The sequence below is a fragment of the Trichocoleus desertorum AS-A10 genome (genome assembly GCF_039962155.1).
Lineage (GTDB): Bacteria > Cyanobacteriota > Cyanobacteriia > FACHB-46 > FACHB-46 > Trichocoleus.
Genome location: NZ_JAMPKN010000013.1, coordinates 160,033 through 173,777, shown reverse-complemented (window position 1 = coordinate 173,777; position 13,745 = coordinate 160,033). Strand labels below are relative to the sequence as shown.

The window sequence follows — 13,745 nt, the reverse complement described above, 5'->3', positions numbered from 1 at the left end:
AAATGTTCTAGAAGGCTTGCAGCAGTTGATGGCATGGTCAGTTAGGAGTCTCTGGCTAAAACGCTCTAATCCAGTATCTCACCCACTCTCTTGCCCCAATTTAGATGCGTTTGCCCTGGCACGACACCGCACTAGATTGGAGCGATCCACTTGGCCCTAGCCCTTGGTCACTAGAAGAATGCGAGCGCTTCAATACGGCAGTGAGCCAGCTATTGGCGCTGATCCGTACAGAGCTGGGTGACGAATACGAGATCATTAGCGACCGGGATTTATGATGGAGGCGATCGCATTGTTCATAGCATGGGTTCTGCGATGACCCCGTATTACTTTTTTGATGAGATGATATGCCCAAAATTCATGTGAATGGTCTTGATATCAACTGCAAAATTTATGGTAAGGGAGATCCACTCTTAATGATCATGGGTCTCAGTTTTAGTTTGTTAGATTGGGGAACTGAGCTACCGGAACTGCTCTCACGGCATTACAAAGTCATTTTGTTTGATAACCGAGATGCGGGAGAAACGAGCCAAGCTGCAGGAGCTTACACCACAGCTCAAATGGCAGAAGATGCCGCAGATTTATTAAAAATGTTGGGTGAGACTAAAGCGCATGTGTTTGGCATCAGTATGGGCGGTATGGTGGCTCAACAGTTTGCCCTCAATCATACTGATCAACTCAAAAAACTGATTTTAGGCTGTACGATGGCGGGCGGAACCTGTAGCCAGTTTAATCCTCCTGCGGGGCTTGGGAGTAGCAGTATTTTAGAGCAGCTTTTTCCACTGGACTTTTTGCAAGCGCATCAATCACGTATAAGTGAATTTCTTCAAGCAACTGCACCTTACCACAGCCAAGGAGAAGCGCTGATCCGCCAGTATCAAGCAATGAGCACCCATGATACCTGTAGCTTGTTAGGCAAAATAATGGCTCCTACATTGGTAATTACTGGGGATAGCGATCGCATCATCCCACCTCAAAACAGTGAGTTTTTAGCCAAAAATATCCCTGGTGCCAAACTAGAGGTGCTTCCAGAGGCAGGTCACGCTTTCTGCTTCAGTCATCCAGAAACTATAGCTACCGCAATTATCAACTTCTTGCAAACCTAATGATTGATTCAGCCTGTATGCTTCATCCTATCTATCCTTCATTCCCAAACTGCTCATGATTGACGACTCAAACAACATTCTAGATACATTTAACCAATACGCTAAAACCTTCGAAAGCCTCAACCCCTTATCAGTTCTATCTTTTTATCACTACCCAGCTATCTTGATTTCGCCGGACAAAGTAGTAACTGTGAAGAACTGGATCGAAGGTTTTGTCGTGTTCACTGCTGTCATGGCGGAGCTCAAATTTCGGGGGTATGCCTACAGTGAAACTGAATCTCTCAGCGTTGATCAGTTGAGCGATCGCCTTGCTACTGTGAAAGGCATTGTCATTCGCTTTAAAGAAAATAAACAAGAATTAGAGCGCTTCGGTTTGGCTTACACAATGCGGCAAGAAAAAGATGGCTGGAAGATTGTTGTGGGAGCACTTTATGAACTGGAAACCTCAGCATAAACGGCTATTAGTAGCGCGTCGTTTGATTTGTCAGGTATTAGTCATCGGGTTAGTCATGGGATGTACCAGCACACCTAAGCCAGAACCTAAACCAACTTTATCTATTTTATTCATTGGAAATAGCTATACCTATCAAAATAACTTGCCGCAAATCTTAGCGGAGTTAGCGAAATCAGGTGGGCAAGCGATCGTTGTAGATATGGTGGCGGAGGGAGGTTGGAAGCTGTTGCAACATGCGACCTCAGCTTCTACTTTGTACAAAATAGGACAACAAAAGTGGACCTTTGTGGTCTTACAGGAGCAAAGTGTCGTGCCTTCGGTTGAAGCCAATCGGACCCAAGAAATGTATCCTGCCGTCCGCCTCTTGGATGATCAGATTCAACAAGCAGGGTCTCGTACTTTACTGTTCATGACTTGGGGGCGCCGAGATGGATTTGCAGAAGTGGGACACCCAAACTTTGCCACCATGCAGTCACAGTTACAGGCAGGTTATCTCAAAATTGCCAAAGAACGTAATCTTCTAGTAGCACCTGTCGGCATGGCATGGCAAACTGCACTAACACAGCAGCCAAATCTGCAACTGTGGGAAAGTGATGGCAGTCATCCCAGCTTAACGGGCTCTTACCTGGCTGCTTGCGTGTTTTATGCTGTGATCTACCGCAAAAGCCCTGAGGGATTGGACTACACCGCTGGTTTGCCGCAGGATACAGCTCAGGCTTTGCAAGCGATCGCGGCGACTACAGTCTTAAACAACTCGGAGCAGTGACACTCTTTATCGAAGGTGTAGTATATTTGTAGTATGAATCTACCTGTCAAATTCAGGTCTGTGAATTCGGTACTGCAAAACTATGCTGCTCTATCGTCCTGTGGGACTTAAAGAACTAGAACTAATTGCTCAATCAGGCTTCAAGGCATTTCCGCCGCGCCTGCCAGAACAACCCATTTTCTATCCAGTTCTCAACTTTGAGTATGCAGAGAAGATTGCACGCGATTGGAATACTAAGAGCAATAGCTTTGCGGGCTTTGTGACTCAATTTGAAGTTGAGGATGCCTATGTGCAGCAGTTTGCAGTGCAGGTAGTGGGTAGTGCGATCTGCCAAGAACTGTGGGTACCAGCCGAAGAACTTGCAGAGTTCAACCGTCACATCATTGGGCAAATCCAAATTTCTGCGGCTTTTTATGGCGAGAAGTTTCAGGGCGAGTTAGATGCTGCAACTAATATGCCAAAAGGAATTCCTGCCAGCGCGATCGCCCCTCAATAAGGAGCATCTGTAATCGGCTATTGTAGAGTTGTAGTTCGAGATCGATCAACTAGATCTAATTTTTTTCGTAGATAGATTGGAGAACAGAGCCATGAAGAATCTCACTTGGAATATTCGCGATCGCTTTATCCAAGTTGAGGTTTTGGTATGGAATCTAGAGTTCTCTTGCGAGCAGAAAATCTTAGTTACAACTTAACGGCAGATAGAACCTTATTTCAGGGAATTGACGTTAGTATTCAAGCGGGCGATCGAATTGCGCTCGTTGGCCCGAATGGTATTGGCAAGTCTACGTTATTACAGCTTTTAGCAGGACTGGTGCAACCAAGTTCTGGCTCTGTTTACCAAAAAGACAGCATCTACTATTTGCCGCAAATCAGCACATTACCCCTAGAGCAACAGCAGCAGACTGTGCTGGAATGGCTGAGTTCCATCGCTGATGACTGGTGGGCGATCGCTGACATCCTAGAAACCAAATTAGCAACAGTTGTAGATCTCTCCCTCTCAATCGCAAATCTCAGCGGTGGTGAGCTGACCAAGTTATTTCTAGCGATTGGTTTGGCGCAAGAGCCACGCATCTTGTTGCTAGATGAACCAACTAATCATATGGATCTAGCGGCACTGGAGACTCTAAAACAGTTTCTCTGCCAGTTTTCTGGTGCTTTTGTAATTGTCTCTCATAAACCTTTCTTCTTAGATCAAGTCACTAATATGACTTGGGAGTTAGCGCCAACAGATCTTCAGGTGTATGGAGGGAACTTCTCGTTCTACAAAGAACAAAAAGCGATCGCCCTAGAAAATGCTGAGCGTTCCCATGAGGCCGCCAAAAAAGAACTCAAATGGGCCAAAGAAGCAGCCCTCAAAGAACAACAACGAGCGGCGCGATCGCAACGAGAAGGACGATTACAAGCGTTCGACAACAGCATGAGCAAAGCGGCTAAACGCTATTTTGCCAACCGCGCTTCAGCTACAGCGGGAACTGCGGCCAAAAAACATGACATAGCTCTAGTTCAAGCGCAGCAAAAGTTGGCAGAGACCAAAATCAGAACCACAAAAGCCACATTAATTCGGCTGGAGGGGAAACCCCGCAAAGTCAGAAATCTGATTGATATCCAAGGCGCTGATTTAAGAGTAGGCGATCGCACCTTGATCCAGGACATTCAGTTGCATGTGAAAACTGGCGATCGGATTGCTGTGTTGGGAGCTAATGGTTCTGGCAAATCGAGTTTAGTGAAAGCGATCTTAGGATTAGCGGCAACAGAAACGGCTCTGGAAACAGGAGAGGTGCGACTAGCTCCAGGTCTGAAAGTGGTTTATCTGGATCAAACCTATGCTGTAGTCGATCGCCAGAAGACCATTCTAGAGAATATGCAAGCAGCTAGTCTCCAATTGAGCTACCAATTGCTCCGCCAACAACTGGGACATTTTCTGTTTTTCAATGAAACGGTGCACCAATCTGCGGCTGTGTTGAGTGGTGGAGAATTAGCTCGACTGGCGATCGCAATGATTACCATCTCAGAAGTGGATTTGTTGATCCTGGATGAACCCACTAATAACTTAGATACTGTGACGGTAGAGCCGATGATTGCCGCGCTTAATCAATATCAAGGTGCTTTGTGGGTAATCTCTCATGACCTAGATTTTCTCAGTCAAATCGGCATCACTAAAGCCTTGCGGTTAAACCATCTGACTTTGCAGCCAACTACTTATCTCCCTGGCGACTCCGCTAACTTTTATCGTGAATTACTTGCGTAATCGAGATATCCTCTGACTGTACTTGACATGTATTATAATGTAGTATAAATTGTATTATATTAATGCTGATTGACTCAAGACTAATAGCGATCGCGCTCACCGTGCATTAGAGATGAGCGATCGCTAAATTTCTAGCGTGTGTAAGGAGGTGAGAATCAATGAAATTAGCAGAAGCATTGATCCTCAGAGCTGATTGTCAAAAACGGATTGCTCAGTTGCAACAAAGATTGCTACGGAGTGCCAAAGTACAAGAAGGAGAACAACCTGCTGAGAATCCAGAAACATTGCTGAGTGAGCTGGATGCTGCGATCGCCCAACTCAGAACTCTAATCCAGCAAATCAATCAAACCAATGCTCGTACCGTTTTTCAGAATGCGACTCTCTCGGATGCTTTGGCAGAAAGAGAGACCTTGCAGATGCAGCGGAACGTCTATAGCAATTTGGTAGATGCAGCTTCTATTCGGCAAGAACGATACACCCGCTCGGAGGTTAAGTTCTTCAGTACAGTAGCGATCGCGCAGATCCAGAACCAAGTGGATAGGCTATCAAGAAACTATCGAGAACTGGATGCTCAAATTCAGGCACTCAATTGGCAAACAGATTTGATTGAGGTCAGTAGAGAGACCTAACCCCCAGCCTCCTTCCCTAGTAGGGAAAGGGGAGAATATAAGCCCCTCTCCTCGCAGGGGAGGGATCTTCAAGTTAGTAGCCAAGCCAGCAGAAGCGAGCACAACCCGCCAACTGGGCAAGTTGGATTTGCGATCTGGAAAGTCGCTCTATTGGTGGCGTGGGGGCCATGCCAACGGGTTCAAATCCCGTCTTATAACTGATGCCCAGCATGGTTACAAGCGTACCGGGCATTGTGAATGTTACTACCGCGTGCTGGTCTGTTGACTGTGGTGAGGGAGGGATTGGGGAAATTAAATATATGGCAACCGGATACTTTGATCATCAAGACGGACAAACTACATCTACTAATATCCAAAGCCAGGGCTTGTTGGGGGCAGGCTGGCGATCGCTCAACCGAGAGCTAGACTGGCAATTTCTGTGGCATTTGGCAATGCACGATTCAGCGGAGCTATCCAAAAAAACTGTGGATGTTGCTAGTGCGATCGCCGATACTTTAGGCCGCACTAACTATAGCGGGTGGGCGAATTTGCTAAGTGTTTTTTCCTCCGGTACACGCTATGAGTTAGATGAGTTCTGGAGCTATATCACGCCTGAGCCTCCCAGCCCTGATTACCGCCATGTGGCATCACTGACGGTAGAAACCCCGGTGCTTCAGCAGGTCAGCCGCACCAATATCCCGATTGATTATGTTTTAAATCGGCTTCAGGAACTCACGATCCTTAAAGTATTGGAGTTATTAGGGAAACCTGCTCTAATTACGCAATACTACTTCGATCGCTACTTCTACCTCCCAGTTGAGAAGTTCATTAGTTGGGATCGGGTCGATACGATTGATACAGTCAATGCCTACTGGCCGCAGCAAGATATTTGGTTGCAGATTCAAAACATTGGTCCAGGGAGACGACGACTAACACTACTCGCAAGAGAACTAAACTCCCTGATCAACAAAGCCACCTACAACCTGGCTGTGATGCTGAGTGGCTATCAAAGCCGAGTTGGTCAAATTCAGAGCCAATACGCTATTCGTTCTTTTTCAGCAGATGTGCAGGAATTTAGCGATCGCGTTCAGCAAGCAGTTTTCGACCAAAGCCAATTGGCAGTTCTGGTACATGGAGAGCCAGGAACAGGCAAAACGGCTTGGACTCAAGCGATCGCCAAAGAAGTGTTGATGCCATTAGGATATGTAATCTTTATTCTTGATCATGATGCTGTGGAGAATTTCGTTCCACCCACTTATCTAGAGCGCATTTGTCTGATCATCAATGAAGCGGATAACCTGGCCCAGAACCGCGCGAATGTGGCAGCTCAAAGTAGCAGCAAAACCGAACATATCCTAAGCTTGCTGGATGGCACGTTGCATCAAAGTGTATTGGAGGAAGGCAGGATTCAAACTCAACAAAGATTTGTGGTTTTGATGACCTGCAACACAATGGAACGCTTAGATCCTGCCCTATTGCGGAAGGGACGAGTAGATTTGATTCATGAGTTCATGCATCGGTTTGTTTAATGAACAGCGATCGCCTAGTTAAAGTCAGCAAATACCTCAGCAAACATCTCCGTCACCAACCGGAGCGCCTGGGCTTAGCTCTTGGTGCAGGTGGCTGGGTTGCGGTTGAGGAATTGCTTGCAGCCTGCGCTCAACACCAGTTTCCCCTCAGCCGTGAAGAACTGGAGGAAGTAGTGGCGACGAGTGATAAAAAGCGCTTCTCCTTCGATGGCACAGGTACGCTGATCCGGGCAAACCAGGGTCATAGTGTAGAAGTTGATCTGCAACTAGAGCCGCAGGTGCCGCCGAATGTTTTGTATCACGGTACAGGCGATCGCGCAGTAGCAATGATTTTGCAATCAGGTCTAAACAAGATGTCGCGGCATCATGTTCACCTTTCCAGAGATGTGGAAACAGCCCGAAAAGTGGGTGCTAGGCATGGTCGTCCAGTTGTGTTTGCGATCGATGCTGTGGCAATGCACCAAGCAGGATATCTCTTTTTCTGTGCAGAGAATGGCGTTTGGTTGGTGGATCAGATCCCATCAAAATATTTAACGATTTTGTAGCCAGTGCCATTAAAGGACCGATCGCGCCTTTCGGGGCTTGTTTCCCAAACCTGTTTGGTTCATCCAAGGGTGAGCAGAGCAAACATTAGGACTCAACTACACCACTCCAATCATCATTCTCAACCGCTGCTTTGAGTTTCCGACGACGCTCAGCTTCGGACTCATCCGGTGCCACCTGCGCATCTAATTCATAGCTGAGGGTGTTATCCGCCATAGCCTTGCGTAACTTGAGCTTTTTCTCTTCGTAGGCTTGGCGCTCTGCTGCCGACATACTGGCTTGCGCCACTTCGCCAATTGTTTTCGCCCAAGTTCCCTCTCCCATTTGATTCCCAGACGGAACCTGATCCAGTGCGGTAAGCCACTCATCTCGCAACGCTTCCATTGCCTGCCGCGTCGGAAACTTAAAGGTCTGAACTCGGATAAAAGCACAGGCTTCCACCCCATGCTGGGCAATGTGCCCTTCCAGCGACTGCTGGACATCGCGGGAGTAGCCGATGTACTGGGTTTGGTGGTCAGCATCTAAAACAGCGTAGACGCCCGCCACCTTAACCCTGTGAGTGTGCGATCGCCAATTTTCCGCTGGAACTACTTCAGCCCCTTCAGTCACTAACGGTAGAGAGGAAGTGGTTGAGCCATGCTCATCCTCAGAACTGTATAGAAAACCATGCAGTCCCTGATGAGCGGCCGGAACGTTCTGATCTTCAAGAGGGATGTTTTTTTCGGATTCCACAGGATCAGTCTCGGTTGGGTCACTTAAGCTTGATAAGAACGATCTTACTTCTATTCGGACTAGGACTCAGATGATTGGCTACCAGGTCTCCTAGACTGGCGAGATTATTTACCTGAGGAACTGCCTGAGTGAAATTTTGCTAAGTGTGCGAGAAAAGGGGCGATCGCGTTGAAGGTATAGAGAACCCAGCTTCTGAGAATATACCTTTGAGGTTCGCTTCATGTTCCGACTCGATCGCCGCATAGCTCTGGTAACGCTCTCATTCACACTTGGTCTAACAGCCATCATCCAGGGTGCTCATGCTTGCATGCCTCCTGAAGCCCCTTCCCAAGCCGTCACTCCGTCACCTCGCACCGTGGCTAGCTCACCCAACATCTTGAAGGATACGTTGGTGGTGCCTGGAGAGCGGATTGGTCCCGTGATCCGCACCACCACCTATCAAGATTTAGTTAAATTATTTGGGAAGTCCCGGCTGAGCGATCGCACAGTCTACGGGCCAGAAGGTATAGGGATGTGGTCTGGAACTCGCGTAAACCTAGGGCTAGCACAATCCTTCACCGTCGTTTGGCAAGATACCAAACGAGCCAAGCCTCTGCATGTCCGAGAACTCGGTTCTGCCTGGAAAACAGCAGAAGGAATTGGCATGTGCACTCCTCTCACCCATTTGCAGAAACAACTCGGCAAGTTCCAAATCTCAGGTCTGGACTGGGATTATGGCGGGGCTGTGATGTTCCACAATACGCGGTTGTCTCGTTATGTAGGCAAACTGACCTTGGTGATGCAGGCCGATCCCCAAGCCAGCGATAAGTATCCGGATGACTACAGTGCAGTAGTAGGCGATCGCCTGCTCTCTTCTACTGATCCTCATTGGAAACCTTTAGGGATGCGCGTTGGTTCCATGATTGTGCGGCTAAATTCTGAGCTCTAAAGAGATGGAACAGCGATCGCTGTTGTTATTTGCCATTCATTACTTGTAAGGCGGTGGTTTCCTTTGTCACCGTTAAAGATAGCAATACTTCACACTAATATGAAGAGATTTTATGATTTGACTCGGTAAGTTGTGAAAGCAATTGATTTCTTTAGTTGGTTATGTTAAACAACATAGGAAGACTGTAGGTCAGCGTGTGTTCTAATTCGGTAAGTTCCTGTTTATACTCGCCCTTTAAAGGGGTGCTGTGCTACCAGCTACCAAAGTAAACTAGCTAGATAAATAGGCATATAGATGCAACTCGAAAAGGTTGAGCGGGAATACTAGGCTCATCATCACAGGAGCCTTATGGCTCAGAGGCTCGACGTTTTAGTCGGGCTTTTTTTATGTTTAACAAACGAAAAATATCACTGATGCGATCGCGAAGCAGAACTTGTCAAACGGTGGGCTACATGACTTTCTAGTAGCTTTACGGTAAGGTATGTTCTTTAATAACCCAGCGCCCAGCCTGCAATTTTTTAATGAGTGTGAGTAAAAATGCACTGGAATGGGGATTCTAAAAAAGAACTTCTAAGGCTGAGGCAATGCTGAGATTCTTCTGTCTAACTGCTGTGTTGGCTGCTGCTCTGTCGCCGTTGTTACCTCGCTTCTCAACTGCGGCGATCGCCCAGGAGTTAGATGGTTGTTACATGCTTAACCCTGCTGGCCGATCGATCGATCTGTCCAAGCTTTGTGGAACTACTCCTGGCAACACTCCCCCTCCTAATGGCACTCTAGCCACCTTTACGAGAACCAATACTTTACCTGAGGGGCAAGTTTTCCAAGCCAAAATTCTGCGGCGTGAGGCTGGCACTCCCATCATTGGAGTTACCTTCAATGGCAACCAAACTTTTGAAATGATTGTGGATACAGGGGCTAGCGGTACAGTCGTCACCCAGCGCATGGCTGCGATGTTGCGCTTGGTTCCAGTTGCCAAATTAAAGTTTGATACTGCGAGTGCCAAAGGGATTGAACTGCCCTTGGGGAAGATTCATATGATGGAAGTCAATGGGGCCACAGCTCAAGGGTTACTGGTGGCGATCGCAGGCCCTCAGCTAGAAACGGGTCTGCTGGGTCATGACTTTTTCGGCAAGTACGACATCACCATCAAACGAGACGTGGTTGAGTTCCGCGTGCGTTAGAGTTTTACGAGTCTTGGTATTGAATACGGTAGATCCGACCATTGGCTTCTTCGGTGACTAGCAAGCTGCCGTCGGGTAACACCAAGAGGCCGACCGGACGACCCCAAGTTGTCGGGCCACTTGGATCTAAGAGAAAACCTGTTAAAAAGTCTTCGTAGTAGCCTGCGGCACGGCCCTGAGCATTGAAGGGAACGAATACGACCTTGTAGCCTGTGCCTTGATTGCGATTCCAAGAACCCCGGAAGGCAACAAAAGCACCATTACGATACTTTTCGGGGAAGGTCTTGCCGTCATAAAACTGGAGGCCCAAAGCAGCAGAGTGAGCTTGAAACAGCACATCAGGGGTTCGGGTTTGAGCGGCTAACTCTGGGCGATCGCTCTGGCCATTGCGAGCATGACGAGGGTCAAGCAAGTTGGGGGCAAGGTAGCTGTAAGGCCAGCCGTAAAATTCGCCTGCTTGCACTTGGGTTAGGTAGTCGGGTACCAAATCATCTCCTAGCCCATCTCGCTCATTCACCGTGGCATGCAGCGCCCCTGTAACAGGTTGAAAATCAAGTCCTACAGGATTACGCAATCCATAAGCAAAGGTTTGCTGGTTCGAGCCATCCAGGTTTATGACTTGAACTGAGGCGCGAGGAAGTGGTTCGGTATCAGCGTTGCTTTCAGAACCGACAGAGACATACAGCTTTTGTTGGTCGGGTGAGACGACGACATTCCGAGTCCAATGCTGGTTGTAGCCCTCTCCTGGCAGTTGCGCGATCGCTTGCCCCCGCCCTGTAAGCTTCTCTTGGCCTAATTGGTAAGGAAAGCGCAGAACCGCATTGGTATTGCCTAAGAAAAATGAGTCCTGAGTAAAAGCCATGCCGAGGGGCAGAAACAAGCCATTGCTTGGCCCAGCAAAGGTTTTTTTAACATCAGCGACGCCATCTTTGTTGCTATCGCGCAGTAGGCGAATGCGATTTTGCCGTGTCTCAGTCACCAGTACGTCGCCATTAGGAGCCAGGGCTAGCCACCGAGGCCTATCGAGTTCTTCGGCATACACATTTACCGTGAAGCCAGCCGGAACTCGTAACAAGGGATCGCTGGGAATATCTACCACGTTCGGGCTTTTGGAGGCGCTATTGGTGGCATAGGGCTGTGGCAAATCTGCCGCCGTTAAGCGGATGGGGGTGGGTGTAAGCGTTTCTGTAGCAACTAAGTTCTGGGGTGATGCAGCCTGCGCTGTTAACTGTTTTGTGGAGCCTGACGCTTGAGCCGTTGGAGCTTGCTCTGTAGGTACTGAGCTAGGTTGCGATCGCTCTGGCAGCGTCGTACCCACCTGGCTACAACCCGTGGCGGTGGTCAGTAGTAGCGCCAACGATAACCAATGAGCAGGGCATGGGGGTACAAACAGAGGCACAGGCATAGTAGAGCTCTAAATCTAACGAGATCAGGACCAACAGCAAGTTGTAGAGATGCAGCGTCGGGGGTGAACGCTTTCCACTTATCTGCTTACTTCCTCAGGCTAACAATCAATGCGAAAGATTGCAGTCTAGAAATTGCAGAAACTAAAGCATCTACTCAATGGGGCATCAGCATCTATGTCATTGAATGGTGACTTACTTCCTGAGGCAGAAATGAAAGCAGGGTGATGGAAAGCGATCGCGGGTTAGCATTATAGTTGTGTTAAGAGATGGCAAGAGTGACCTGTTCTCAAGCAGAGAGTCCTAAATCTTAAAAAATAAGACTCAATCTGATTGTCTGGTCCCAGCCTCTTGTATCACTGTAAATAGCTGATTAAATAGCCTGACAGGATACTTAATCTCAGAAGCTAACCAGCTGACGAGTTCCTAACCCTAGCTCAAAGACAACTAAGACGAAACCGAAAAATCCATGAGCGATATTCAAAAGCAAATCGAACAAGAACGGGAACAAGCGCGTGCCGTTTGTGACACCAGCGGTAGCACTTCCGGCGAATGTGCTGCTGCTTGGGATGCGGTTGAAGAACTCCAAGCTGAAGCATCCCATCAACGTCAATCAAAACAAAAGAACTCGTTGGAACAGTTTTGCGACGATAATCCAGACGCTGCTGAGTGCCGAGTCTACGACAACTAAACGCCTTGGGCACTCTTCGTTCATTCCATAATCAAGATTGTCATAATCAAAACCATCTAGAAACTCAAACCCCTATCTTGGGAGTTTGAGTTTTTTTAATAGGAACTTTCGCTACTTATCCATCCGACTTGGCTGTCAAAGTACAGTCGATCATTCTCCAAGTAGAGCGAAACTGGCGGAACAACTCCTGACTGGCAGAGGCGAGATCTCCATCTGGGCCAATGGTACCTCCTGGGATCACTCGGCCTCCATCCGTTTGGAAGTTTAGTCTTAGGTCTCCATTTTCATCTTTGTCCAGCATCAGACGCCCCTGCGCGATGACTTGGCCCGCTCGGCTTGAAATAGAACAACGCATTATTAACTACTTCCAAGGAATCTTTTGGCTGCTTCAACTGAGCTAGGCATCAAGTTCAGCAAACTGAGGCTTATCTTCTCATAATTCTTAGCTTTATCAACCGATTAAGTGAAAAGAAATAGCTGTTCCACCACATTTATAGCTTTGATCTCTGGCAAGCACATATGCAAAGAATTCTGAGAACTATGTGTAGAGATATCACAATTCAAACTTCTTATTAATAAATATTGCAGCACCTTGACTGACTTGCTAGATTATGCGCAAGAAAGCTGGTTCAGCAGTTAAGTTGAACATGTAGCAGCTTTTTGCTTTGTTAGGCAGCTATGACTGAAAGCGGCTACAAAGCTGCGTCCATAAGTTCTCTGGATTGTAATAGCTAGGAGTAATATGACTGGACAGATGTGCTGGCTCTCGATTGGCGGGGACGATGGTGAAAAAGTGCTGCACTTGCGCATGCAGCCGTCCCAGCCTTGGCGACCTTACAAATCTTTCCCTCAGTATGCGATGTCTGATTACAAAGTTCCAGGTGGGTCCAAGGGTTGGGCTACTTACCAGCAGTTGATGAAATCAGGCTGGACGTTAGTTGCTACATCTGCTGCTCAGCCGCAACTGCTAGCTTACAAATAACCCAGTTTTAACGGGTTATACCCCAGATAAACGGTGCTAGGGCTGGACTCCAGGCTCTAAAAAATTATAGAGAATCTCGTCTGGCTCGTCGTACATATCGTCGTCATCGTCTTCGGGCATGCTTACCGGAGACGATGCTGGGTGAATCACATTGGGTTTGGGAGCCGAGTCATGAGCCTGGTTCGTAGCGATCGATTGCTTTAAGGCTTCAAGTTGCTCGCTCAGGTAGGTCACTCTAGCTTCTAAAGTGGCAATTCGCTCTATAGAACCATTTGTTGCTGCTTGCTGAGTTGGTAAATGGGTCAGGTGAAAATGGGTGGCTAAAATTTCCTCTGCGGCGGCAGCAAGCGATCGCTTCCCTCGACTCGCTTTGTAAGTTTTAAGCTGCTGTCGTAGTTCTGAGGACAGTTTAATTGAAACGCGGTGCTGATCTTTTGCCATTGCTGCTCAAATTATTGGCTAGTACTGCGATCGTAGCGTTAGGTGAGAGCACAAATTCAGCGCGGCTACCTCTTTTGGCTACAACGAGATCAGCAATTGCCACAGGGTTCATCACTTAGGGAGAAGCAAAGTTAAA

17 protein-coding genes are annotated in these 13,745 nt (G+C 47.7%); 13 read left to right on the top strand and 4 right to left on the bottom strand.

Annotation, left to right across the window (positions count from 1 at the left end; all coding sequences use genetic code 11):
* Nucleotides 1-104: 104 nt before the first annotated feature.
* The 9 genes from NDA01_RS17970 (at nucleotide 105) to NDA01_RS17930 (ending at nucleotide 7,253) form a co-directional block, all read left to right on the top strand.
* Nucleotides 105-275: a hypothetical protein gene (locus NDA01_RS17970; RefSeq protein WP_348229017.1), complete on the top strand. Its 171-nt coding sequence runs from the start codon at nucleotides 105-107 to the stop codon at nucleotides 273-275.
* 69 nt (nucleotides 276-344) lie between these two features.
* On the top strand, nucleotides 345-1,103 hold the full coding sequence (locus NDA01_RS17965; RefSeq protein WP_348229016.1) for an alpha/beta fold hydrolase: 759 nt from the start codon (nucleotides 345-347) through the stop codon (nucleotides 1,101-1,103).
* A 55-nt stretch (nucleotides 1,104-1,158) separates the two neighbouring features.
* Nucleotides 1,159-1,557, top strand: coding sequence for a DUF6841 family protein (locus NDA01_RS17960; RefSeq protein ID WP_348229015.1), 399 nt, complete (start codon nucleotides 1,159-1,161; stop codon nucleotides 1,555-1,557).
* The gene (locus tag NDA01_RS17955; RefSeq protein WP_348229014.1) at nucleotides 1,535-2,323 is read left to right on the top strand and encodes a DUF4886 domain-containing protein; all 789 of its coding nucleotides are present in this window, start codon (nucleotides 1,535-1,537) and stop codon (nucleotides 2,321-2,323) included. Before NDA01_RS17960 ends, NDA01_RS17955 begins: the two co-directional genes overlap by 23 nt.
* Before the next feature lie 82 nt (nucleotides 2,324-2,405).
* Entirely contained in the window at nucleotides 2,406-2,819 is a 414-nt protein-coding gene (locus NDA01_RS17950) for an ADP-ribosylation/crystallin J1 (RefSeq protein WP_348229013.1), read from the top strand.
* Between the two features lie 147 nt (nucleotides 2,820-2,966).
* The gene (abc-f, locus tag NDA01_RS17945; protein ID WP_348229012.1) at nucleotides 2,967-4,571 is read left to right on the top strand and encodes a ribosomal protection-like ABC-F family protein; all 1,605 of its coding nucleotides are present in this window, start codon (nucleotides 2,967-2,969) and stop codon (nucleotides 4,569-4,571) included.
* A gap of 158 nt (nucleotides 4,572-4,729) precedes the next feature.
* Complete coding sequence (locus tag NDA01_RS17940) at nucleotides 4,730-5,200, top strand: DIP1984 family protein (RefSeq protein WP_348229011.1); 471 nt, start codon at nucleotides 4,730-4,732, stop codon at nucleotides 5,198-5,200.
* A gap of 209 nt (nucleotides 5,201-5,409) precedes the next feature.
* Entirely contained in the window at nucleotides 5,410-6,708 is a 1,299-nt protein-coding gene (locus NDA01_RS17935; protein ID WP_431193437.1) for an AAA family ATPase, read from the top strand.
* The gene (locus NDA01_RS17930; RefSeq protein ID WP_348229010.1) at nucleotides 6,708-7,253 is read left to right on the top strand and encodes an RNA 2'-phosphotransferase; all 546 of its coding nucleotides are present in this window, start codon (nucleotides 6,708-6,710) and stop codon (nucleotides 7,251-7,253) included. Before NDA01_RS17935 ends, NDA01_RS17930 begins: the two co-directional genes overlap by 1 nt.
* 85 nt (nucleotides 7,254-7,338) lie before the next feature.
* On the opposite strand, the gene NDA01_RS17925 is transcribed toward NDA01_RS17930, so the two are convergent.
* Complete coding sequence (locus NDA01_RS17925; protein ID WP_348229009.1) at nucleotides 7,339-7,983, bottom strand: GIY-YIG nuclease family protein; 645 nt, start codon at nucleotides 7,981-7,983, stop codon at nucleotides 7,339-7,341.
* Between the two features lie 220 nt (nucleotides 7,984-8,203).
* Between NDA01_RS17925 and NDA01_RS17920 the strand changes: the two genes are divergently transcribed.
* Both NDA01_RS17920 and NDA01_RS17915 read left to right on the top strand, forming a co-directional pair.
* Nucleotides 8,204-8,911, top strand: a complete 708-nt coding sequence (locus tag NDA01_RS17920) for a hypothetical protein (RefSeq protein WP_348229008.1) — start codon at nucleotides 8,204-8,206, stop codon at nucleotides 8,909-8,911.
* Nucleotides 8,912-9,495: 584 nt separating this feature from the next.
* On the top strand, nucleotides 9,496-10,092 hold the full coding sequence (locus NDA01_RS17915; RefSeq protein ID WP_348229007.1) for a retropepsin-like aspartic protease family protein: 597 nt from the start codon (nucleotides 9,496-9,498) through the stop codon (nucleotides 10,090-10,092).
* Between the two features lie 4 nt (nucleotides 10,093-10,096).
* Here NDA01_RS17915 and NDA01_RS17910 read toward each other — a convergent pair whose 3' ends face one another.
* On the bottom strand, nucleotides 10,097-11,497 hold the full coding sequence (locus NDA01_RS17910; RefSeq protein WP_348229006.1) for a PQQ-dependent sugar dehydrogenase: 1,401 nt from the start codon (nucleotides 11,495-11,497) through the stop codon (nucleotides 10,097-10,099).
* Between the two features lie 467 nt (nucleotides 11,498-11,964).
* On the opposite strand from NDA01_RS17910, the gene NDA01_RS17905 reads away from it, so the two are divergent.
* Nucleotides 11,965-12,186 carry a Calvin cycle protein CP12 gene (locus NDA01_RS17905; protein WP_190439069.1) on the top strand — a complete coding sequence of 74 codons (222 nt, stop codon included), beginning with the start codon at nucleotides 11,965-11,967 and terminating at the stop codon, nucleotides 12,184-12,186.
* Nucleotides 12,187-12,301: 115 nt separating this feature from the next.
* On the opposite strand, the gene NDA01_RS17900 is transcribed toward NDA01_RS17905, so the two are convergent.
* Complete coding sequence (locus tag NDA01_RS17900; RefSeq protein ID WP_190552029.1) at nucleotides 12,302-12,541, bottom strand: hypothetical protein; 240 nt, start codon at nucleotides 12,539-12,541, stop codon at nucleotides 12,302-12,304.
* A 387-nt stretch (nucleotides 12,542-12,928) separates the two neighbouring features.
* Here NDA01_RS17900 and NDA01_RS17895 point away from each other — a divergent pair, with 387 nt between their 5' ends.
* The gene (locus NDA01_RS17895; protein ID WP_190439058.1) at nucleotides 12,929-13,168 is read left to right on the top strand and encodes a hypothetical protein; all 240 of its coding nucleotides are present in this window, start codon (nucleotides 12,929-12,931) and stop codon (nucleotides 13,166-13,168) included.
* 36 nt (nucleotides 13,169-13,204) lie between these two features.
* On the opposite strand, the gene NDA01_RS17890 is transcribed toward NDA01_RS17895, so the two are convergent.
* Nucleotides 13,205-13,609: a hypothetical protein gene (locus NDA01_RS17890; RefSeq protein ID WP_348229005.1), complete on the bottom strand. Its 405-nt coding sequence runs from the start codon at nucleotides 13,607-13,609 to the stop codon at nucleotides 13,205-13,207.
* Between the last annotated feature and the right edge of the window lie 136 nt (nucleotides 13,610-13,745).